The organism is Steroidobacteraceae bacterium, from assembly GCA_041395505.1.
In the GTDB taxonomy this organism is placed as follows: domain Bacteria; phylum Pseudomonadota; class Gammaproteobacteria; order Steroidobacterales; family Steroidobacteraceae; genus JAWLAG01.
Genome location: JAWLAG010000002.1, coordinates 289,593 through 310,000, shown reverse-complemented (window position 1 = coordinate 310,000; position 20,408 = coordinate 289,593). Strand labels below are relative to the sequence as shown.

Genomic DNA, 20,408 nt, shown 5'->3' with positions numbered 1-20,408 from the left:
TATATCGCAGGCTTCCTGGACGGTGACGGCAGTATTTTCTTCCAATTGATACGGAAGAAAGACTACCGGGCCGGGTTTCAACTCAGGACAACGATTGCTTTCTACCAGAAGACCGAGAATGAACAGATTCTCCTCTGGCTGAAAGAGCAGTTGTCCGCGGGTTACATCCGGCGACGCAAGACAGGAGTCAGTGATTACACGATCGTTGAATCAAGTGAAGTACGCAGAATCCTCGAAATGCTGCAACCGCATGTGCGCCTCAAGCAGGAGCACGTCGATTTGGCACTCGAGATTCTCGCCATGCTTCCGCTAGCGGACGATCCGGCGCAAATGCTTGCGGCGGCTCGACTGGTAGACAGGTTTCGGGATCTCAACTATTCGAAGAAGCGCACAGTGACTTCGAAGGATGTTGAGCAGATCCTGAGGCTGCGCGGATATCTTGCCCCTGTAGAGACTGATCCTTTAAGGAGAGAGTCGCCGGGACGAACGGCGGCTAAGACGCCAGTCTCCTTCGTTGCAAGCGAAGGATGAAGGTATAGTCCATGCCACCCGAAATGGTGGAATCAACATGCGTGAGACAGTTTGGTCCCTATCTTCCGTAGCCGTTGGAGATTTGAGGGTGAGCTGTCCTTAGTACGAGAGGACCGGGATGGACGCACCTCTGGTGTTCCGGTTGTCACGCCAGTGGCACTGCCGGGTAGCTATGTGCGGACGGGATAACCGCTGAAAGCATCTAAGCGGGAAGCCCCCCCCAAGACTAGATCTCCCTGGGAGCTCGACTCCCCTGAAGGGCCCAAGTAGACCACTTGGTTGATAGGCTGGGTGTGTAAGGTCAGTAATGACTTCAGCTAACCAGTACTAATTGCCCGTGAGGCTTGACCATATAACCTCAAGCAGTCTGCCGACATGCAGGCGCATGAGGATAAGATGCAGGAGCAATCACTGCATTGCGATCGCGACAACAGGCGTTATCGAAACAATTGCGAACAAACAAACTTCCGGATTGGCGGCGAGCGGGCCGGGCGCAAGCCCGGCTCGCCCGACGCGACAAGTTTCCCTGGTGGCCATAGCGGGCGGGAACCACCCGATCCCATTCCGAACTCGGAAGTGAAAACGCCCAGCGCCGATGGTAGTGTGGCCGCAAGCCATGCCAGAGTAGGACACTGCCAGGGTCCCAAAAGCGAAACCCCCGTCGGGCAACCGGCGGGGGTTTTTGTTTCCTTGGCCAAACGCACTGGAAAAGGTTGAGAGAGCGCGTATACTCCGCGCACCAACCGGGGTTGCGCGGTCAGCGCCCCCTTTGTTCGAAGTCCAACGCCGCTTCGGCGAACTCGATAAACATCCCTCGCTACTGACCCCTGCTTCGGATTCGTTCCTGGTAGTTTGCGAGTCGACCAGGAATATTTTTGATGTCATTTGAATCCCTCGGGCTCGAGCCCGAACTCGTGCGCGCAGTTTCCGCCAAGGGTTACAGCGCACCCACCGCTATCCAGCTGCAGGCCATACCGGCACTGCTGGCCGGCCGGGACGTGCTGGCGAGCGCCCAGACCGGTACCGGCAAGACCGCGAGTTTTGTGTTGCCGCTGCTGCAGACCATGGCGAATTCCGCAGGCCGGCAGCCGCGCGCGCTCGTGCTGACGCCAACACGCGAACTCGCGGCGCAGGTGGCCCAGAGCGTGCGCGACTACGGCGCGCACAAGAACCTGCGCGCCCTCGTGATCTTCGGTGGCGTGAGCGAGCGGCCGCAGATCGACGGCTTGCGCAGCGGTTGCGATATCCTCATCGCAACACCCGGCCGCCTGCTCGATCTGTGCGAGCAGGGGGTTTGCGACCTGACCCAGGTGCGTCATCTCGTGCTCGACGAAGCCGATCGCATGCTCGACATGGGCTTCATCCACCCCATCAAGCGCATCCTGCGGCTACTGCCGCCGAAGCGCCAGAACCTGATGTTCTCGGCGACCTACTCCGAGGATATCCGCGGCCTTGCGGTGCGCCTGCTCGTCAATCCGGTCGAGATCGACGTCGCACCGCGCAACACGACGGCTGAGCGCGTTGAACAGATGGCGTTCCGTGTGCCGAAGGAGCACAAGCGCCATCTGCTCGTGCATCTCATCCAGCACGGAATCGGCGACGAGGGCGCCTGGCGCCAGGTACTTGTTTTCACACGTACCAAGCATGGGGCAAATCGCCTCACCGACCAGCTGCAGGGCGCCGGCATCGCGGCCGCTGCCGTGCATGGCAACAAGAGCCAGGCGGCACGCGTGCGCGCGCTCGCGGACTTCAAGGCGAGCCGCATCACGGCGCTCGTGGCCACCGAGGTCGCATCTCGAGGCCTTGACATCAAGGAGCTGCCGCACGTGGTCAACTACGAATTGCCGAATGTGCCTGAGGATTACGTCCACCGGATCGGCCGGACGGCCCGTGCGGGCTCGACCGGCACAGCGGTATCGCTGGTCGCGCCGGACGAAGCGGGATTGTTGCGCGACATCGAGCGCAGCATGCGCCAGAGCGTACCGTTCCTTGCCACGCCGGCATTTACCATCAGCCAGTCGACGACGTCGCCGCGTCGCGAGCTGGCCGACGCGCCAGTGCGCGCGCATCCTGTGGACCGTCACCGTCGAGGACCCGCGCCCAAGCGGCATGGATCCCCGCCGCACAGGGGTCGCAGCCCGCAACAGGGAGCTCGCGCTCGTCCCGGCACGTCGCGCCATGGGCATCGCGGCGGATCGCGACGCTCGGGCGCGACCTGAGGCACCGCCGGCTCAGTCGTTACGCTGCAGCCGGCGTAGCTTGCCGTCGATCCTGGTGATTGTTGGGGCCAGGCGTGGCCAGCGCAGTGAGCGCGTCAGAGTCTCAGACCGAGCAATCCCGCCATGATGCCACCCGCCCATAGAGCGCTCGCAACGATACCGGTCCTGGACGCAGACAAATACGTACATCGGTGGAGCGATGCCTGTTGCGTACGCAAGAAGGCGGACGCGGACACGTCCAACATCAGGCTCTGCGGCCGAGCCTGTTCTATAGGACCATGCGAGCCTCAGGAATTGATACCTCATTTGAATATGGCCGGACAGAGCACGTCACCGATCATTCGACCTGCAGACCGGAGGAGGACTTGCCAAATCGCCGTAATTGTTTCGCCTGGTCCTTGACCAGCGCCTCGAGGAGCGTACGGGCGAGCCAGTCCTGATACGCCTGGGCGGTCCAGCCGCTCTCGGCAACCAGCATGCGGTATACATCGCGACTCGTGTACATCCACAAGATGCGACGCGCCTGGTCTATGTCCAGTTGCGGTCTTGCCTTGCCCTGAGCGAACAGCGCCGCTACACGAGCCTCCTGCATCGCGAAGCGCAGGGTCTCGAACTCGGCTTCGATCCTGCGCAAGGTCGGAGAGAAGGCCGAAGCTCCTCGAATGAGTCCGAGATCAGAGCTCTCGCTCTCGTAGATCGCGCGAGCGATGTTCGCAGTGAGGGCGATTTGCGCCACGGCATCATCGACTCCATCCATGACCTTGCGAGCTATGGCAAAGGGTTGGCCAAACAGACTCTCGCGCATGATTGCCTGCAAGAGGCCTTCTTTGGACTTGAACAAAGCGTAGACGGTTGGTGTCGCGACGCTGGCCCTTGCGGCGACGGCTGCAATGGTTACCCGATCGATGCCGTGGCGAGCGAATAGTGTTCTGGCCGAGGCCACGATGCGTCCACGGGTTGCCTCGGCCATCTCGGCGCGGCGCGGGGAGTGGTAGTGTGATTTCTTCGGCACTTGACGAATTGAATATAGTTAGATATATTGATTATACCATACTAGCCTCAATCGCTACGCGCAAAATGACCTACTCCAACCGCGCCGGCAATCCACGATGACCTTCCAGGCCTATCTCGACAACATCCAGGCCAAGACCGGCTTGTCGCCGAACGATTTCCGTCGTCTGGCTGCCAAGCGAGGCTTCGTTGGCAGCAACGGGCTCGTCGAAGGCATCAAGGTGAGCGACATCGTCAACTGGCTCGCCAACGATTATCGGCTCGGGCGCGGGCACGCCATGGCCATTGTCGCGCTGCTCAAAGGTCGCCCGCGTGGCCGAGCTCCGACAGTGCGCAAAACGGGCTCGTCGCGCAGTGACAAGGCGCGCTAGCCGTGGCCCACGAGCAGTCGATCGCCTTCACGCGAGCCGGTTACATCCTGACGGGACTGAGCGCGATCTTCTTCCTCATGGACGCAACGATGAAGCTCCTGCGTCTACCGGAAGTTTTGAAGACGACCGAGCAGCTCGGTTGGTCAGCGACGTCCGTCGTACCATTGGCACTCATATTGCTGGCCTGCACGCTTCTTTATCTGGTGCCGCGAACGAGCTTCCTCGGCGCTATTCTGCTATCGGCCTACCTCGGCGGCGCGGTGGCGACGCATGCGCGAATCGGCGCTCCGTTTCTGAGCCATACGCTATTTGGTGTCTACGTCGCCATCGTCATGTGGGGCGGCCTGTATCTGCGGGATGCCAGGTTGCGATGCCTGGTATAGCTGCGATGAGCGCAGCCAGGAGCTGTGCCGAGCCCCGGTCCGAATGCGAACCGCGGTGTGAGCGTGGTCACCATTGTGTCATGGTGGCAATCGTGGACGAGGCAGCAATCGCAGAGTGAGCTCATCGTCCGTCGCCCGCGCCAGACCGATGCAGAGGAACTGCGCGAGCTGAACAATATGACCTCGCCGTCGAAAAACGGATGCAGCGGCGGGGTACTGCAACATCCTTGACACACTAGCCCTGCGTAGATCCCGTTCCACGCGGGTGTCAGGGATGGCGGCGCTGTCGGAGCGCTTCGATCAGGCAACCAACGCATGACCGGTTTCCAGAACGGATTTCAAATCGCTCAGGATCCAATTCCAGCCGCCACCCGCGTGGTCGTTAAACGGACTCGTGATTGCCGACTCCATTAGCGGCATGTCGCCTGTGCCGAACTCATGGAATATTGCAAGGCGACAAAACCCGCCGGCTTTGGGTTCGATAGTCCATGTGAGTTTTGCGTAGCCCTCGGAGCGATTGGCCTCCGTGAACAGAAATCTGAATGTCTGCACGAGCTGCCGTGGCGCATCGGCTTCAAGAACTTCGCCGTCGATGATGATTTCGGGTAGTCCGATCGCCTTCATGCCGTCATTTGCTTTCGCGGTGAATCGTCCGCCCGCGCGAAGTTCGTAGTAGTGCAGGGCACGATGTCCATAACGTGCGGTCCAGTCGGGCGAGGTGATAGCGTCCCAGATCGCCTGGGCAGATGCCCGGATATAAATTTCGAAAGCTCGGGCGTTAGCGGCATTCGAGAGTGGTTTGGTCATTTTGGTTTCTCCAATCTGCGCTTGAGGTCGACCAGGTCCGATACGTGGCCTTCCATGTACTTGTCAATCCAGCGATCGTGTAGTTGGCGAATTGGTACGGCGTTCATAAAGTGAAGTTTCTCGCGGCCGTTGCGTCGCGTCGTGATCAGTCCCGCAGCCTCCAGGACGCGCAGATGTTTCATCACGCCAAAACGCGTCATTTCCAGTCGACTCTCCAATTCCAAGAGAGTCTGTCCATCGCGGCGAAACAGGGTATCGAGTAGCACTCGCCTTGATCGGTCAGCCAAAGCTTTGAATACGCGGTCGTCGTCCCGCATGGTTCAAGAATACGTGACTAAAAGGTCACCTGTCAACACGTCATTCGACGGATTCGCGGGGAGGCCAGGACCAGACCGCCGGTAGCTTCGCTGTAGAACGCCGGCAGGCTGCCTTGCGGAGCCGGGTGCTCAACGGACCCTATTGGCGATTGCCCTTGAGCCGGCGCCGGGCACCGACATGATCGTTCCGGCTAGGGAGACGCAAGCGACTTGTACGCGATCCATTCCCGCGTTGGGTTGACCCAAACCGGGCGCGGTACAAAGAATGTGCCGTGTCCTTTGCCCGTGGACAGAACTATTTCGTTGAACGCCTGCGGTTCCGGTGCGCGCTTGGCAAGCGCAGCGCAACTGCTTGCGAGCGTGTCGCTGGCCTCGATAATCGACAACACTTTTCCCGTCAGGCGTAACTGCGGCAGCTCGCTTAACCAATCACCGCAGCCGGCAAGAATCACATAGCGCACATCGGGCTGTCGCAGGAAACTCGAGATGTACAGCGTGATAGCACCGCCCTTTGAGAATCCAACGACGGTAATATTGCCGGGCGGCACGCCCGCGGCGAGTAATGTCTGGATCTGCCCGACAACGCGGCCTGCAAACTCAAACGATCCGGTGCCGGATGCCCGCTGGGCCGCGATTATCTTTGTATCGGGCCCTTGCAGCGCATCGAGTATGGCCGGGTAGTCGTATACTCCGAATTCCGGGCTTACAGGCCTGGGGCCCGCGTTCTCCAGTATGAGACCGTGCAGGTAGAAAACGTAATGCTCCGATTTGTCCGGAGCAGGTGGTGGCGACCACATCACATCTGCACTGTGAGCCACATCTGCAAGGCAGACCAACAGGGACAAAATCCAGTAAGTCTTCATGGGGGCCCTCCTTGTTACCAGGTCGTTTCGATTAGCCACCGCTGCAACCTCATGGTCCGATTGCGCTGGATAGAGTGAGTCAATCGCCACTCGGGGCAGAATTGGGTATCCCGCCGGGAGTATTGCAATTGAAAAGAAGATATTGAATTGGCTGTGCACGTCGGCAGACCGGATCAATTGTTCGGCGCGGCGGGCAGTTTGGTGAGGTCCCGGATGCCGCGTTCGGTTATCTCCGCCCGTAGCTCTTTCAGCCAGCGTAGATCGAGTCGTCGCTGCGCATGCAGGTGCTTCAGCAGGTGGTTCCCGCCCGTGCCAAGCTGCGGCGCAAATCGTTTACGAACTTCCAGCAATTCCCTGCACGCGATCTGCTGGCGCGCAACTTTGGCGTCGAGCAAATCCTGCACCGACTGCGCATCGATGAGATGCAGGAACAGCAATGGAATGTAGAGCGTATCAGCCACGGCGCCCGGCGCCAGCCATTGTTCCCGCAATAGTCCCTGGAACCTCGCCCGGCCGGCGGTCGTAATGCGATAAATCGTACGTACGCCGCCGCGGCGTACCTTCTGCCGGCGGGTGGACTCGATGAGACCCGACCGGCTGAGTTGACGCACCGCGTAATACAGCGTCCCGACATCGACATCCGTAAAGCACTCGACCATGGCATTGGTCAATCGTCGCTTGATTTCGTAAGGGTGCATCGGTTCGCGATGCAGTGCCCCCAGGATGAGTATTTCGGCTTTCAAGGGCTTTACATGCTACGTTACTTTAATTAGAGTATTATAATCATAATAACATGCCGCCACAGGCGATGCATCGGATGGAGGGGGAATCATGGGACGCGCAATAGGAGCCTGTCTTGCAGGCCTCATCGGCTGGGCGATCCTCGCCACTGTGCTGAACCTCCCGCTGCGCAGCCTGCTCGATGGCTATGCCGCAGCGGAGAAATCCCTGGACTTCACGTTACTCATGCAGTTCGCACGACTCTTGATCGGCGCTCTCGCCTCAATCGGAGCGGGCTGGGTTGCGGCGCGGGTGGCAGCGGCGGGCAGCCGCGTGCCGATCCTTGCTGGTGGCATCGTCCTTGCCGCCATGATCCCGGTGCATGCCCAGCTGTGGGCGAAGTTTCCGCTCTGGTATCACGCGTTCTTCTTGTTGACCATCGTGCCCTTCTTCTGGCTCGGTGCCCGAACAGGTCGTCGCAGCGCTTCGCCTGCTGCAGGCTGATGGTCGCTGGCGGCCGACACCGCCATGAGAAATGTCAGATCAACAGGGGAATATCGCCTTCGAGCAATTGTCGATTGATAATCGGCCGCTCGCCCGCCCGCCAGTGCTGCGCGCTGTGGACAACACGATAGCGCAGCGGTCCGCCATCCGCCGTCGGCGCGCTTTTCACTGGGCGCGGAATGCAGACGAACTCGGTCGTGACCCCCTTTGCATCGGCGGTTAGCACGCTGTACCCGTGTCCCCCCATATCGATGAACTCGAGGTGGGGCGCATTGTCGGGGTTGGTCACACGTCGCGCTGCCGCGATGTCCCCCGACCGCGCGTATTCGAGCGCACTGCGCACGCCATGCTTGAGCGTCAGGTTGATCGTCGCCTCGTACGTGCCGCCCGCACGCTCGACCGCGAACAGCTCTCGTAGTGGATGCTCCTTGAGTCCGTGCTCCATCGCTTCGGCGAGCCCCGGCGCTGAGATGGATCCTGTGATGAAAGCCACGCCAATCGGTTCGAAGGAGTCAGGTGGCAGGGCCTTCGCGGCATAGCCTGCCCAGAAGCTGTGGCGATCGCCAGAAACCGTAACGAATCCGTCAATCTCGTGGTCGCGAATGAAGTCGTAGAGCTCCGCGCGCTCCATGTACATTCCGCCGAGGTCGCCGCCACCGAAACAGGCATAGCCATTGCCGGGCCAGTTGGTCTTGGCAACACCCGCAGGCAGATTTTGCGGATCAGTGCGCATGTCGAGCGTGCCATTTGACGCACCCCAGATCTTCCAGGTCGCCTTCGACTCGGCAAGTGTGCGTTTGAACCAGGCCTTCTGTTCGCGTCCGAGTAGCGTAATCGGCGGCTCGTTCCTGCGAAAATTGGGCACGGCCTTGCCGCCGAAGGCAATGGAGTCCGGCGCATTCCCACCGGCGAACGCTTTACCGCCATCGAGCACTTTCATCGCTTCTTCTGGAAAGAAAAGCGGGAAGTCCTCCGATTGCAGGGCGTCGGCGCCAGGCTGCGAAGAGGGGTCCTCCATCGTGAAGCTGTGCATGTCCGTCAGCAGAAGATCGACGTGTCGACCGAATCGCATCGAGCGATAGGCCTTCATGCTGCTGATTGCGATGCGATTGTTCGGCTCGTCACCAAGGCCATCGGCATCCATGCGTTCGATCGGTGCCACTTGCACCCGGGGCGGTGCGAACCGATCCAGGCCGGGGCCCGACGCCTTGGTGACACGCGATGGGATGAATTCCCACCAGGCCTGGTTGGCCGCCACGCGCAATGGCTGCGCGGGTTCGGACCTGCCACTGTACTTTATCGTGCTCTGCCAGCCCTGCCATGAGAATTCGTGGTTGTCCCCGATGCAGACAAATGGAAACCAGGCGCGCGCGTTCTGTATGTCCGCATCAGCGATATGTGCGCGATACACCATGCGATAGCCGTCGACCGTTGTCGGCACGTGGAAATTCCCCACTTTGCGCCCGTCGGGTATGCGGCCGATGTCATTGACCGTGCGGTCATACCGGTGCGCAATGTCCTCAGGGTATTCGACGACCTCATAAATGAAATCACCCAGGTGAAGGACGAAATCAAGACGACGACCGGCAGGCGCGTGCTGATCCTCCCACAGCATGCGGCGCCACGCATTCTGCTTGCCCTCGTTCACGCTTTGGCAGGAAACGAACGCGAACCGGACAGGACGTGAGTCGTCGAGCGCGGGCGCAGTGATGGTGCGGCCGATGCGGCTCCCGTTCCCCTGATCGTCGATGAAGCGGTACCAGTAGACCGTTGCGGGTTTGAGATGCGCGGCTAACACCCGACACGTCCAATCCGATTCGGCCAGCACGGGCGCGCGCGCTGTTGCGACCACGTTGCGAAAATCGGCATCGAGCGCGACCTCGGCCGTCAGCACGGCGTGATCGCCCTGTGCGAACGGCCGCCGGGTCCAGAGCACGACGCTGTCAGGCTCGGGATCGCCGGACGCAACGCCTTCCGGATAAAGATCGCGGCGCTCCCGCCATTTGCGTGCGCCCCGGGCTGCTGCTGGTCTCGCCCATGCCAGGGTCGCGCCAACCGCAGCAGCATGGGCAAGGAAGTCTCGGCGGGTGTGGTGAGTCATGCGTCTTTCATTTTCACATGTTCGTGGCCCGAAATGGACGTTCACCAAGCGCCAAGCGCCTCCAAGGCAGGACTACTCCTCTGCCAAAACAGCGCGTGAATGTGCTCTCGGTTCGCCAGCAGGGACGAAATGCCGGCCCACTCCGACGTTTCGCCGGTCTTGGGTACTGTAAACCAATGCCCGCCACCGATGAGTTTGGTGGCCCACCGCGGTTGTATACACCAAGGGAGCGCGCAATCGCGCCTTTCCAAGGTTCCAAGGAGATGATCATGCAGGCCAAGTTCTTGTTTCGTATCGCTGCCGCATTGGCTTTCGCTTCAGGTGGCGGGATTGCCACAGCGCTGGCGGGCGCTCCGGATGGCGGGCTCAACCCGCTGCCCCCAGCGCTGGAAATCCGCTTTGCATTGAGCGCTGCACCGCCTGCACTTCGCGGCGCTGCTACTGTCTATGTGCTCGACGTTACCAAGGGTTATCGCGTGGCCCGGCAGGGATCCAGCGGCGTTGAATGTCTTGTCGAACGGACGGCATGGGAACATGCCGAATACCGTGACGACGTTTTCGTGCCGTTGTGTTACGACGCGGCAGGAGCGAGGACCTATCTGAAGGTCATTCGCGAAGTCGCGGAGCTTCGGGCCAACGGAAAGTCCGCGGCTGCGGTCAAGGCAGAAATAGAGCGGCGCTACCAGAGCCGGGAGTACCAGACGCCAGGGCCCGGTGTGTCCTACATGATCGCACCCATCATGCGCACCTGGATGCTTCCCGACATGAACGTACACACCATGCCCATGCCGCATGTCATGTTCTACGCACCCAATATTTCGGATCGGGATCTTGGGGCGCGCCCCGGCGTCGACATCGCCTTTCCGTTCATCTTCAAGGAAGGCATTGCCGAACAAAGCTATGTAATTCAGGTGCTTGGCGAGTCCGAGAAAGCAAACATTCTAACCACTGAGTCAGAGCTCCTTCACGATCTCTGTGATGCGCGAAGCGATCTGTGTATCTCTGCGCCGAATTGACCGTAGTTGGTTAGCGACTCGAGTCCTCCAAGCCGACCCAGGAGCAGTTAACATGAACTCAAACGACTACCGAACGACCGTGCAGATCGATGCGCCGCCCAAGGAAGTGTACGACGCCATAACGCGTGTCCGTGACTGGTGGCCCGGGCAGTTTGCGGGGGCAACTGATCGCATCGGCGAGACGTTTACTTACAAATACCGCGAACTTCACAGCAGTACGCAGCGGGTGGCCGAGCAAATCCCTGGGGAGCGTCTGGTGTGGGATGTTACCGCGTCCCAACTCAACTTCCTGAATGACAAATCCGAATGGGATGGCACGCGGATCATCTTTGACCTGCGTCAAAAGGCAAACGGCACGGAACTCAGCTTCGCCCATCGCGGTCTGACACCCGAGCTCGAGTGCTACGGCGCGTGTGCAAGTTCCTGGGAAACGCTTGTAACGCAGAGCTTGAAAAATCTGGTCGAACGAGGTGAAGGAATGACAGACTGGGATTTCCAATGAAGCCGGTGAAACAAGGTGAAGTCAAAGGCCGCGCCCGCGCGGCGACGACCGGTTCGCATGAGATTTTTCAACAGCTGGCGGAACCATTGCGTCGCGATTTGCGACTGCACTGCTATCGTATGCTCGGATCCGTGCACGAGGCGGAGGATCTCGTACAGGAAACCTATCTGCGCGCATGGCGTAGTTTCAACGACTTCGATCGCGCGACGTCGATACGTCCATGGCTTTATCGCATCGCCACCAACGCCTGTCTCAACGCGCTGCAAGCGCGCAAGCGCAGTCGACGCTATTTGCCGGATCAAGTCGGACCATCGGTATTGCCGAAGCCCCCAGGCGAGCCGGCAATGGACATTCCCTGGCTCGGACCCATTCCGAGTCACTATTTCCTGGACGTGAAAGACGAAGCACCGACGCCCGAAATGCGGTACTCAACCAATGAATCCGTGCGACTGGCCTTCATCGCTGCGATTCAGGATCTGCCAGCGCGGCAGCGCGCGATTCTCTTGTTATGCGACGTGCTCGGCTTCACGGCGAGCGAAGTGGCAGGTCTGCTGGGTTCGAGCGTTGCCTCAGTCAACAGCGGCTTGCAACGCGCGCGTGAGTCACTTGCGCGACGGCATTCAAACGCGAGCGCACCTCTGGATCACGCCCGGCATGGTCAGCATGATGCGCTGCTGGCGCGCTATCTGGAGGCGTGGGAAAGTCATGACGCGGCTGGGCTTGCGGCACTCTTGAAGGAGGACGCGACCGCAATCATGCCGCCATGGCGCGAATGGTTCGCTGGACGAAAAGCGATCGTGGACTTCTTCTCGATGGCCTGGACACAGTGCAAGGGCTTGCGACTGGTGCCGATCGCCGGCAATGGGCAGGCCGGATTTGCCGCCTACCAGTACACGGGTGCAGAGAACAAGTGGGCTGCCAATGCGCTCCATTTGTTGACCTTCGATGGCGCGCAAATCTCGTCGTTGGCACTGTTCGTGGATGCCGCGCTATTCGAAATATTCGATTTGCCACTGGAAATCACTGCGGAGCCACGTCCGCTGCGTCAAGCTCATTGAGTATAATTTCGAGCTGGCGGCGAAATTGCTCCGGCTGCTCGAAGGGAATTTCATGAGCCGATTGCTCAAAGTAGATCAAGCCTTTCCGCGGCGCATCCAATTGTTCAAAGTATTGCTCGGCAATGCTTGGATCGGCGTGATGGTCGTGGCGACCTAGAAAAAAGTAGACAGGAATCGGAAGCGTGCCTGCCTGTTCGCGCAGATCGAGCGATTCCAGTTCGCGATGCATGACCTGGAGACTGATGTCATTGGCTCGGAAATAGTTCGGCAATTCCCAGGGGCGAACAAGGCCTTGCGCGATACCGGCAACCGCAATGCGCATGTGCGGCAAGGGCTTGAATTCAATGCCATGCAAGGCATCCGTTATTTTCCCGAGCTTCAATACAGCGACAGAATCCTCATACGGCGGCGGCCCGAGCTGCAGGAGCCGCGTCTCGTTACCGCGGTCGGCCAGTCGCCTCGCCTCAGCCAGATCAAAAGCGTACTCCCGGGCTCGCTGGGCTTGCGTTGCGACTTGCGGCGCTACGGCAACAACGGCCGTCGCCAATTGCCCTGGTCGCTTCGCATACAACAACGACAATGCGGCACCCCAGGAATGGCCAACCAGAATCAGTGGCCGGGATGGCCAGTGCTCACTTGCGTAGCGCAACACTGCATGCAGGTCGTCCAGGTGGCGATGAATCGTCAGCAACCGCGTGTCAGCGTTCGAATCGGACGAGCGCGCCGTGCCGCGTTGATCATAATAAATTACGAGTCCGGTGTTCTCGAGCTCACGGTGGAAGTACCGGAACAGGGGGCGTTCAGGGCCGCCCGGGCCACCATGCACCCAGACCAGGAGGGCGCGACTCGTCGGCGCACCGTGTGCCTCGAAATAGAGCAGGGGCCGTCCATCGATCGGTATGCGACCGTGCACATGCACGAGAGTGACGGCACCCGCTCCCTGAGAGAACAGCGGCACAGTGAAGAGTATTGCGGGCCGGAACCATGCGATTGCGACACGGCCGACCTTCATGAACGACGATTTCATACGAAAATCTCGCGCCATGGCCACTACATATGACTTGAGACCAGCAAACGAAGCCGATGTTCAAGCGGTCGCCGAGCTTCATGTGCGAGCATGGCAAATGGCCTACCGGGGCCTCATGCCAGAATCGTATCTTTCCTCCCTCCAGCCGCGGGACTGGGCCAAGCGCTACGACTTCTCGCCAGGCGACCGCACGAAGCCGACAACACTGGTTGCGCTCGAGGGCGAAAGAGTCCTTGGCTTTGCAACCGTATCCGCTCATGCATGTGGATGCGCGGGACGGCTGAGCGCGCTTTATGTTGATCCGGATCTCTGGGGGCAGGGATGCGGGCGCGCCTTGGTGGGGGCGGCGCGCGAGCGGTTGGTGCAACTGGGTTGCCACGAGGCCGAACTGTGGGTGGTTGTTGGAAATGAACGAGCCGAGCAATTCTATCGGCGTGACGGCTGGGTCGCGGACGGCATTGAAAAAGTCGACAAGATTCGGGGGATTGCGGTTCACCAGCGACGTTATCGACGCTCACTTTTGGAAACCGGTTCCAGATAAGACGCGAGCACCGGATGTGTCTCAACGGCGGCCACACCAGGAAGCGCAGCCACGAGTTCGCGGCATTTCGACAGTGTGCCGACATCGACCGCGTTGATCAGAACCAACAAATCGATGTCGCCGGCAAGCGCGTGGCAGGTCACCACGGCAGTCTGTCGCAGGATCTGTGGGGCCACCTGAGCACATTTGACGCCAGGCTGCAGGCGCACGGTGAGCCAGGCCCGGACGCGATCGTCCGTCGCGCTTCTCGTCACGATGGTGTAACGCTCGATCACACCGTCGCGCTCGAGGCGCCGCAGTCGCTCCTGCAGCGCGCTGCGTGAAAGACCAATAGCGAGGGACAATCGCGTCAGGGACTCGCGCGCGTTCAAGCGCAGCCGCGCGAGCAGTGCGAGATCACGTTCATCGAGGCTGCGTTGGCGCATACCTTCAAACCGGGGGTCGATTCCGACGATTTGCCGGTGGTGATGACGGTAAGGTCGCTGTCATGTTCGGCTTCTTGAGGCGCATCCGATGATTATCCGCCATATGGCGTCCGCGCGCACAATAGCGCTGCGTCTACTCCCGTTCGTGCTGGCTGGCATCAGCTGTTCCGGCTGCTACAAAGACTTTGCAGGCAGCGTGGAGGCCTGGCAGCCAAATGGTGTCTCGAGCGCGCAATTCGAGTCGCATCCTGCGTTCGACCCGCGCACAAGCGATCTGTATTTCGTGCGTAGCACACGGTCATTCGACCATTGGCGAATACTGGTCGCACCTTGCGGGCACGATGGTTGGGAGGCGCCGCGTGACCCGTCATTTGCGGGCGACGGCGTTGAAGCCGATCCATGGTTCACCCGTGACGGCTCATCCCTGTATTTCATTTCTACCCGCTCGACCGATGGAGTCGACCGCAAGGACCTCGACATATGGCGAGTCGATCGGGATCCAGCCGGCAATTGGGGTGAGCCCCGGCGCTTGCCAGTGCCAGTCAATAGCGCGCAGCAGGAGTGGTTTCCGAGGATTGCAGCCGACGGCTGGCTATATTTTGGATCGGGAAGGCCGGGCGGGCTCGGCAGGACGGATATCTGGCGCGCTCTGATCGAAAACGGTCAATGGCGCGTTGAAAATCTCGGGCCGAATATCAATTCGGCCGAGGATGAATATGAGGCTGAAATCTCGTCGGATGGGTCACGCATGATCATTATGGCGGCATCTGGTTTGTACGAGTCGCTAAAGACAAGTGATGGGTGGCAGCCGCGACGGCGACTGCCTCGCGCCGTGAATGCCGACGCCGACGAGGTGGGTCCACTGCTGTCGCCAGCCGGCAACTTGCTATTTTCCCGCAATTCCAGAGGTCCGCTATCAGGTGAACTATTTGTTTGGAGGCGCGATGCGCGGGAATCCTGGCCACCGCTCTGTCCGCGACCCACAATATGAATTTTCGCAATGAGTGGTGATTACGCCACTTCGGCAGCGACAGCCTATCTGCTGACCCGCAGAATCTTGTCCATGCTCTTGCCCTTCGCCAATTCGTCGACTAGCTTGTCGAGGTAACGAATTTCCCGCATGGTCGGCTCAATGATTTCTTCGACGCGGACGCCACAAATGACACCGGTAATTTGCGAGCGTAATGGATTCATTCGCGGTGCCTTGGAAAAAAATGTCTCAAAGTCGGTTTTTTTCTTGAGTTCGGTCTCCAATTGTTTTTGGCTATAGCCCGTCAACCACCGGATGATCTGATCGACCTCTGCTTTCGTGCGCCCTTTTCGCTCTGCTTTCGCCACGTAATGCGGGTAAACGCTCGCTACGCTTATTGTATAGACACGGTGTTTGCTCATGAAACAAGAACCAAAAGTGAAGTACGCATTGCATTTACTTTAGTTGGCGGTGAGGCGGCACGAAACGATAGTCAATTTCAAAAATGTCCATTTGTCCCGTGCTTTTCTCGCTGCGTGATCCTGAGAAGAGCAAGCGCAACGGTCGCGATGGATCGATGGCCGGGCCCAATGTGTCCGTGGACGCAGTGTTGACACTGAGCGACAGTTTGCCCTCGGCAGCGTAGCTTCCGCTTGATTCGTAAGCAACGTAAAGATTGATCTGGTCCTTCTCAAGATTCGGCGCGCGAGCGAAGACGATGGTTCGCCCGTCTGCGAGCCAGGTACCGTCAAATTCATCGGCAGTGGTATTCACGATGCCAGGTACAGGAACGGCCAGGGTGAAGCCGTCATTTTGAAGGCGCGCGGTGAATAGATCGTGCCGTCCACGGCCGCCTCGACCGTTGCTCGCGAAGAGAAGTCTCTGTCCATCGGGTGATACGACAGGCGCCCATTCATCTCCGGAGCTGTTGACGTTCGGGCCCAGATTTACGGGGTTGCCCCAACGCGTACCGTCGAAGCTGACCCTGTAGATGTCATCGCCGCCGAATCCGCCGGCGCGATTGGAGAAGAAATACAAGGCTCTGCCGTCGGGAGAAAATGCAGGGTCAAAATCATTGGCGGCGGAACAGAATGGGGCAACCGTTGGTGTGCTCCATGTGCCATCACGGCGTTTGCTCGATAACCAGATGTCCCAGCCGCCCCGACCACCCGGTCGATTCGTGCTGCCCCAAGCCGCCGAGCGCCCATCAGGGCTGATTGCAAGGCGTACCTCGGAATACGAGGATGACACTACACCGGGCAAAACCAGTGCCGCTTCGCCTTGCAATTCGACTCGCGTGCTGTCGGCGCAGCCTGTCAAACCGATCGTCGCAGCGCTTGCGCCAATGAATAGCCTGAGGTTGCCAGTGCGGCTCATTTGTGTGGTCGCTTCTTGCGAGCGGTATCCTGGATCGTACACCACGTCGCCGGGTTCGGTTGCGCTGCCGGCACTTCGATTGCCGATCCATTCATGTTGACTGGCAAGACAGGCATATCGTCACCGTGGGCAGGATTCCCAGGCTGCGACCGTACCGCACTTCAGGGCGATGCAGCTGCGCTTTGTGCTTTTCGTTCTCCGCAGGTGCGGTCAGTCGCGCGGCGATCGGACCATGACCCTGTCATCTCGATGGTCCGCGAAGGGCGACCGCCGCGCAGCGGATGGTCGTCAGCTCGATTGAGCCAGACCGACCACCCGCTGTACACCGATGCCCACGGCCGCCGTTGCCGCCCCTACAGCCCGCAACGCCGATCAGAACCTTACTGTGGCCGATGTGAAGATGAATCGTCCCAAGGCCTCGTAGGTTTGCGGATAAGTATTGCCGTTGCCGGTCGTACCGACGTTTGCACTGACTGGTGGATTCTTGTCCAACAGATTGTTGATGCCGAGCCGCACATCGATCTTGTCGCTCACGGTCCAGCTACCTGACAGATCAAAATAACTGAATGCCGGGAATTCATAGTCGATGATCGTGGGATCATTCCTGAATGTCTTGGCCGATCCGATGTAGCGCCATGACAGGGCCAGGTCGATACCGCTCCATGGCGTATTCCAGCCGATGCGCGCACGGTGTCGCCACTTGGGTGTCGGTCCGCCGTTGGTGAGATTTGCACAGGAGGACGAGAAATACCCTACGCAGTCGTAAGGAGCGACGCCGGGCCCGGGTTCAGCGATCAATTCCTGGGTACGGGTGCCCTGCAGTGACAGATTGAGCTTGCCCATGCGGCCGATACTCAACCCGTTGTAGTTGATCTGAAGGTCGACACCCTTGGTCTTGAGACTACCTATATTGATATTGAGATCCTCGACATGCCCGGTACCGACCCAGAGCTGACCCAGTTGGTTGCGTTGTATTCGGGAACAAGCCTCTGTGTCATTGTTGTTGTAACAGGCGTTCAGGGTATTTTCCGGACCGAACGTCGTGATTGTCTTGTCGATCTTGATGTCATAGTAATCCAGCGATGCAGCCAGTCCCGGCGCGAAAACAGGCGTAAAGACGATACCGAAGGACAGTGTGTCTGATTCCTCAGGTACCAGGTCGGCGTTACCACCCTGCAGGAGCTGGTACTGGCCGGCCGGGCTGGTCAGTGCATCCGATCCATACTGCGTCGCGGGTACACCCGTGGCAAGGCAGGCCGCTTGTGATGCTGTCGGACTAGGGCCACAGGGATCGCCCGCCATGTCGAAGAGGTTGAATCCCTGTGCGGTAAAGAGTTCGAGAATGTTTGCCGCACGAACGGCACGCTGGAAGCTCGCGCGGAACCGCACATCCTGCACGGGCGCCCAGTCCGCACCGATCTTGTACGTATTGGTATTGATGCCGCCACCATAGTCCGAGTAGCGATAGGCGACGTCGATACCCAGTTGCTGTGCGCCGGGATGATCCTGCACCAGCGGTATGCGGCCCTCCATGAACAATTCCTTGACATCAACCGAACCCGTCACAGGAGGCTGTGCGCCGCCGGCGCCCGCCGGGTCGCCGGTCGCGATCAGCTCGTCAGGTGCGAACTGCAGCTTGTCGCGCCGATACTCGGCACCGATGGCAACTTTGATCGATTCGGCCGCTGCCGGCAGCTTCATGCCATAGGAACCGAGGTCGCCCGTAAGGGTCGCATTGACGATATTCTGATCAATGATGGTTTGCGCCAGGGTCGGAACTTGCAGGTAGTCGAGCGCAGCGGCCGTGACACCACCAATCGCGAATATGTTGTACGGCACGCAGCTTGGATCTGTGCCGTTTACTACGGATCGGCAGGTGGGCACGCCATTGACGTCGACGACATCGAGCGCGTTTCGCAGGCGTCGGCTGGAGAAGTCATTGGTCTGGTACAAGTCCATGGTCTTGCGCGAGAACTGGACGCTTGCGTCGTAGTTCCAGCTCTCACTGATGCCACCGCGAACGCCTCCGACGGCGCGCAGCGATGTTGAATGGAAGTCGTATCGACGACCGCCACCCTCAACATTGCGACGACCGATGTAGGCCGGCGAAACGCCGTTGTACGGGACGGTCGACACCGAACCATCTGGATTGAATACGGGCCTGGCGCCTGTCAGCGCAGTCTGCGCACCGAGAGTTGCATTTATGAAGCCCTGACCATCGAATCCTGCTGGCAATCCCGCAAGAAAATCGGCTACTTCGTTCTCGGGTGTGGTTGGGTCATCGACGATGTCTGGTACCAGGTCCACGTTGCAAAGTCCGTCGACCTGAGACGCTGAGAGAAGGGGATTCGAGCAGCTGATCGTGCCCGTAACAAAGAAGTTGCCGCTCGGGGCAATCTGCGCAAGCGTCCGATTGTCGGCATACATCAATTGTGTGTATACATCGGCATGATCGCCGAGCTCGAAATGTCCCATCGCTCCGACCGTGTAGCGCGTATCAGGGCGTTGGTAGTAGTTCAACGGACCGAAGTTGTATTGGTCTCGCAGTGAGTTCCACGGGCGGAAGTCGCCGGTCGCCGGGTCGATAGAGTAGTCAAACGTCGCAAAATCCGTATAGCGTCCGGGGTAGGCCGTGCTCGAGCCACCGCAAAGGAATGATCCAGTGGGCACCCCACTGCCGGTCTTGTCGCTGACACTGCATGATGAATAGTCATAGTCCTTTTGCAGAATGGGGTCATTGCGGCGGTAGGTCGCGTAGGCGGTGATGTTGCCACGTCCGTCCGGCGTACCTACGCCCACGAGGAGCGAGCCTTCTCGGCTGTAGCCAACATTGACGTTATTTTCTGGCAGCTGGAATTGGGACGGATTGCTGACTCCACGAGAAGCGACGACTTCTCTCAGTGGAACTGCGCCGGGTCCGCCGTAGTCGTTGTGATGCTGGTAAAAGCCGTATTGACCGCTGACTTCAATGCCTTCGAAGTCCTTCTTCATGATGAAATTTACGACTCCGGCGACGGCATCGGACCCGTAGACCGCGGAAGCGCCTCCAGTCAACACTTCGACTCGCTCTACCATGCTGGTCGGGATTTCGTTCAAGTCACCAGCCGAATCGTTGGAATCCCCGTATGGCAAGCGACGACCGTCGACCAGCACCAGGGTGCGTTTGGCCTGCAGATTGCGCAGCGACACTGTCGCGGTACCGGTCGCGCCATTGGACACGGTCGCGTTCTGCATCGCGAACGCCTGCGGCAGTTGCGCGATGAGGTCCTCAACACGGGTAACACCCTGAAGCTTGACGTCCTCATCCGTCACCTGTGTCACGGGGCTGGTTGTTGTCAGATTCGGCTGTGCAATGCGCGAACCGGTCACCACGACCGTCTCAAGCGGCCCCGAGTCCTCATTCGCGGCGAGCGCTGGGGCGGTTGTGCCAGCCGCAGTCACGGCGCTCATGACAATTGCACGGCGAACCGCTCGCGCGACTACCGAGTTGATTTTCATTATGTCGTCCCTCCAGTCATCGATTGGGAAGCGTTGTTTGATATCCGAGGCAACATCGCAATGCGCCGATTTGTATGTTTGGCGCCACAGGCTTGCATCGTCACTCCGGCTTCAATGTGCGCGGAGTTGACCACATCAACGCTCAAAAACAAGAGCGAATGAACTCC

At 59.5% G+C, this 20,408-nt stretch carries 19 protein-coding genes and 2 rRNA genes (1 of these 21 only partly in view); 10 read left to right on the top strand and 11 right to left on the bottom strand.

The features are described 5' to 3' along the window. From R3E77_14180 to R3E77_14170, 3 genes are all read left to right on the top strand, one after another. Window positions 1–883: ribosomal RNA gene (locus R3E77_14180) — 23S ribosomal RNA — on the top strand (it extends 2,975 nt beyond the left edge of the window). A 173-nt stretch (window positions 884–1,056) separates the two neighbouring features. After that, window positions 1,057–1,172: ribosomal RNA gene (gene rrf, locus R3E77_14175) — 5S ribosomal RNA — on the top strand. 237 nt (window positions 1,173–1,409) lie between these two features. Next, the gene (locus R3E77_14170) at window positions 1,410–2,750 is read left to right on the top strand and encodes a DEAD/DEAH box helicase (GenBank protein ID MEZ5500559.1); all 1,341 of its coding nucleotides are present in this window, start codon (window positions 1,410–1,412) and stop codon (window positions 2,748–2,750) included. Window positions 2,751–3,087: 337 nt separating this feature from the next. Here R3E77_14170 and R3E77_14165 read toward each other — a convergent pair whose 3' ends face one another. Continuing rightward, a complete protein-coding gene (locus R3E77_14165; protein MEZ5500558.1) occupies window positions 3,088–3,762 on the bottom strand; it encodes a TetR/AcrR family transcriptional regulator in 675 nt (224 codons plus the stop codon). 97 nt (window positions 3,763–3,859) lie between these two features. Here R3E77_14165 and R3E77_14160 point away from each other — a divergent pair, with 97 nt between their 5' ends. After that, window positions 3,860–4,132 (top strand): DUF4287 domain-containing protein, encoded by a 273-nt coding sequence (locus tag R3E77_14160; GenBank protein MEZ5500557.1) that lies wholly within the window; start codon window positions 3,860–3,862, stop codon window positions 4,130–4,132. Between the two features lie 2 nt (window positions 4,133–4,134). Further along, window positions 4,135–4,515, top strand: coding sequence for a DoxX family protein (locus R3E77_14155; GenBank protein MEZ5500556.1), 381 nt, complete (start codon window positions 4,135–4,137; stop codon window positions 4,513–4,515). Window positions 4,516–4,815: 300 nt separating this feature from the next. On the opposite strand, the gene R3E77_14150 is transcribed toward R3E77_14155, so the two are convergent. From R3E77_14150 to R3E77_14135, 4 genes are all read right to left on the bottom strand, one after another. Further along, window positions 4,816–5,322, bottom strand: coding sequence for an SRPBCC domain-containing protein (locus R3E77_14150; GenBank protein MEZ5500555.1), 507 nt, complete (start codon window positions 5,320–5,322; stop codon window positions 4,816–4,818). Beyond that, complete coding sequence (locus R3E77_14145; GenBank protein ID MEZ5500554.1) at window positions 5,319–5,639, bottom strand: helix-turn-helix domain-containing protein; 321 nt, start codon at window positions 5,637–5,639, stop codon at window positions 5,319–5,321. The genes R3E77_14150 and R3E77_14145 overlap by 4 nt, the downstream gene beginning before the upstream one ends. A gap of 191 nt (window positions 5,640–5,830) precedes the next feature. Then, window positions 5,831–6,661, bottom strand: a complete 831-nt coding sequence (locus tag R3E77_14140; GenBank protein MEZ5500553.1) for an alpha/beta hydrolase — start codon at window positions 6,659–6,661, stop codon at window positions 5,831–5,833. 14 nt (window positions 6,662–6,675) lie between these two features. Continuing rightward, window positions 6,676–7,245: a PadR family transcriptional regulator gene (locus tag R3E77_14135; protein ID MEZ5500552.1), complete on the bottom strand. Its 570-nt coding sequence runs from the start codon at window positions 7,243–7,245 to the stop codon at window positions 6,676–6,678. An 88-nt stretch (window positions 7,246–7,333) separates the two neighbouring features. On the opposite strand from R3E77_14135, the gene R3E77_14130 reads away from it, so the two are divergent. After that, complete coding sequence (locus tag R3E77_14130; GenBank protein ID MEZ5500551.1) at window positions 7,334–7,726, top strand: hypothetical protein; 393 nt, start codon at window positions 7,334–7,336, stop codon at window positions 7,724–7,726. 34 nt (window positions 7,727–7,760) lie between these two features. Here R3E77_14130 and R3E77_14125 read toward each other — a convergent pair whose 3' ends face one another. Further along, on the bottom strand, window positions 7,761–9,827 hold the full coding sequence (locus tag R3E77_14125; GenBank protein MEZ5500550.1) for an alkaline phosphatase D family protein: 2,067 nt from the start codon (window positions 9,825–9,827) through the stop codon (window positions 7,761–7,763). Window positions 9,828–10,096: 269 nt separating this feature from the next. On the opposite strand from R3E77_14125, the gene R3E77_14120 reads away from it, so the two are divergent. From R3E77_14120 to R3E77_14110, 3 genes are read left to right on the top strand one after another with little or no spacing between them, the layout of a single operon-like run. Beyond that, window positions 10,097–10,843 carry a hypothetical protein gene (locus R3E77_14120; protein MEZ5500549.1) on the top strand — a complete coding sequence of 249 codons (747 nt, stop codon included), beginning with the start codon at window positions 10,097–10,099 and terminating at the stop codon, window positions 10,841–10,843. Window positions 10,844–10,895: 52 nt separating this feature from the next. Continuing rightward, window positions 10,896–11,345 (top strand): SRPBCC domain-containing protein, encoded by a 450-nt coding sequence (locus R3E77_14115; GenBank protein ID MEZ5500548.1) that lies wholly within the window; start codon window positions 10,896–10,898, stop codon window positions 11,343–11,345. Between the two features lie 5 nt (window positions 11,346–11,350). Then, window positions 11,351–12,403 carry an RNA polymerase subunit sigma-70 gene (locus R3E77_14110; GenBank protein ID MEZ5500547.1) on the top strand — a complete coding sequence of 351 codons (1,053 nt, stop codon included), beginning with the start codon at window positions 11,351–11,353 and terminating at the stop codon, window positions 12,401–12,403. Here R3E77_14110 and R3E77_14105 read toward each other — a convergent pair. Beyond that, window positions 12,366–13,430 (bottom strand): alpha/beta fold hydrolase, encoded by a 1,065-nt coding sequence (locus R3E77_14105; GenBank protein MEZ5500546.1) that lies wholly within the window; start codon window positions 13,428–13,430, stop codon window positions 12,366–12,368. The genes R3E77_14110 and R3E77_14105 overlap by 38 nt on opposite strands. On the opposite strand from R3E77_14105, the gene R3E77_14100 reads away from it, so the two are divergent. After that, window positions 13,414–13,971 (top strand): GNAT family N-acetyltransferase, encoded by a 558-nt coding sequence (locus R3E77_14100; protein ID MEZ5500545.1) that lies wholly within the window; start codon window positions 13,414–13,416, stop codon window positions 13,969–13,971. The two genes, R3E77_14105 and R3E77_14100, sit on opposite strands and share 17 nt — an antisense overlap. Here the strand turns inward: R3E77_14100 and R3E77_14095 are convergent. The 4 genes from R3E77_14095 to R3E77_14080 all read right to left on the bottom strand — a co-directional run bounded on the left by R3E77_14095 (window position 13,935) and on the right by R3E77_14080 (window position 20,241). Then, complete coding sequence (locus tag R3E77_14095; protein MEZ5500544.1) at window positions 13,935–14,396, bottom strand: Lrp/AsnC family transcriptional regulator; 462 nt, start codon at window positions 14,394–14,396, stop codon at window positions 13,935–13,937. The genes R3E77_14100 and R3E77_14095 overlap by 37 nt on opposite strands. A gap of 1,035 nt (window positions 14,397–15,431) precedes the next feature. Beyond that, on the bottom strand, window positions 15,432–15,788 hold the full coding sequence (locus R3E77_14090) for a DUF2200 domain-containing protein (protein ID MEZ5500543.1): 357 nt from the start codon (window positions 15,786–15,788) through the stop codon (window positions 15,432–15,434). Between the two features lie 34 nt (window positions 15,789–15,822). Further along, a complete protein-coding gene (locus R3E77_14085; GenBank protein MEZ5500542.1) occupies window positions 15,823–16,743 on the bottom strand; it encodes a hypothetical protein in 921 nt (306 codons plus the stop codon). A 372-nt stretch (window positions 16,744–17,115) separates the two neighbouring features. After that, complete coding sequence (locus tag R3E77_14080) at window positions 17,116–20,241, bottom strand: TonB-dependent receptor (GenBank protein ID MEZ5500541.1); 3,126 nt, start codon at window positions 20,239–20,241, stop codon at window positions 17,116–17,118. Window positions 20,242–20,408: the final 167 nt, after the last annotated feature.

What these genes read in the sequence shown, in the direction of transcription:
- R3E77_14095 (MEZ5500544.1), bottom strand. Translation starts at nt 14,396, where the DNA reads ATGCGCCAACGCAGCCTCGATGAACGTGATCTCGCACTGCTCGCGCGG.
- R3E77_14130 (MEZ5500551.1), top strand. Translation starts at nt 7,334, where the DNA reads ATGGGACGCGCAATAGGAGCCTGTCTTGCAGGCCTCATCGGCTGGGCG.
- R3E77_14100 (MEZ5500545.1), top strand. Translation starts at nt 13,414, where the DNA reads ATGAACGACGATTTCATACGAAAATCTCGCGCCATGGCCACTACATAT.
- R3E77_14125 (MEZ5500550.1), bottom strand. Translation starts at nt 9,827, where the DNA reads ATGACTCACCACACCCGCCGAGACTTCCTTGCCCATGCTGCTGCGGTT.
- R3E77_14105 (MEZ5500546.1), bottom strand. Translation starts at nt 13,430, where the DNA reads ATGAAATCGTCGTTCATGAAGGTCGGCCGTGTCGCAATCGCATGGTTC.
- R3E77_14170 (MEZ5500559.1), top strand. Translation starts at nt 1,410, where the DNA reads ATGTCATTTGAATCCCTCGGGCTCGAGCCCGAACTCGTGCGCGCAGTT.
- R3E77_14080 (MEZ5500541.1), bottom strand. Translation starts at nt 20,241, where the DNA reads ATGAAAATCAACTCGGTAGTCGCGCGAGCGGTTCGCCGTGCAATTGTC.
- R3E77_14115 (MEZ5500548.1), top strand. Translation starts at nt 10,896, where the DNA reads ATGAACTCAAACGACTACCGAACGACCGTGCAGATCGATGCGCCGCCC.
- R3E77_14150 (MEZ5500555.1), bottom strand. Translation starts at nt 5,322, where the DNA reads ATGACCAAACCACTCTCGAATGCCGCTAACGCCCGAGCTTTCGAAATT.
- R3E77_14160 (MEZ5500557.1), top strand. Translation starts at nt 3,860, where the DNA reads ATGACCTTCCAGGCCTATCTCGACAACATCCAGGCCAAGACCGGCTTG.
- R3E77_14145 (MEZ5500554.1), bottom strand. Translation starts at nt 5,639, where the DNA reads ATGCGGGACGACGACCGCGTATTCAAAGCTTTGGCTGACCGATCAAGG.
- R3E77_14120 (MEZ5500549.1), top strand. Translation starts at nt 10,097, where the DNA reads ATGCAGGCCAAGTTCTTGTTTCGTATCGCTGCCGCATTGGCTTTCGCT.
- R3E77_14085 (MEZ5500542.1), bottom strand. Translation starts at nt 16,743, where the DNA reads ATGAGCCGCACTGGCAACCTCAGGCTATTCATTGGCGCAAGCGCTGCG.
- R3E77_14090 (MEZ5500543.1), bottom strand. Translation starts at nt 15,788, where the DNA reads ATGAGCAAACACCGTGTCTATACAATAAGCGTAGCGAGCGTTTACCCG.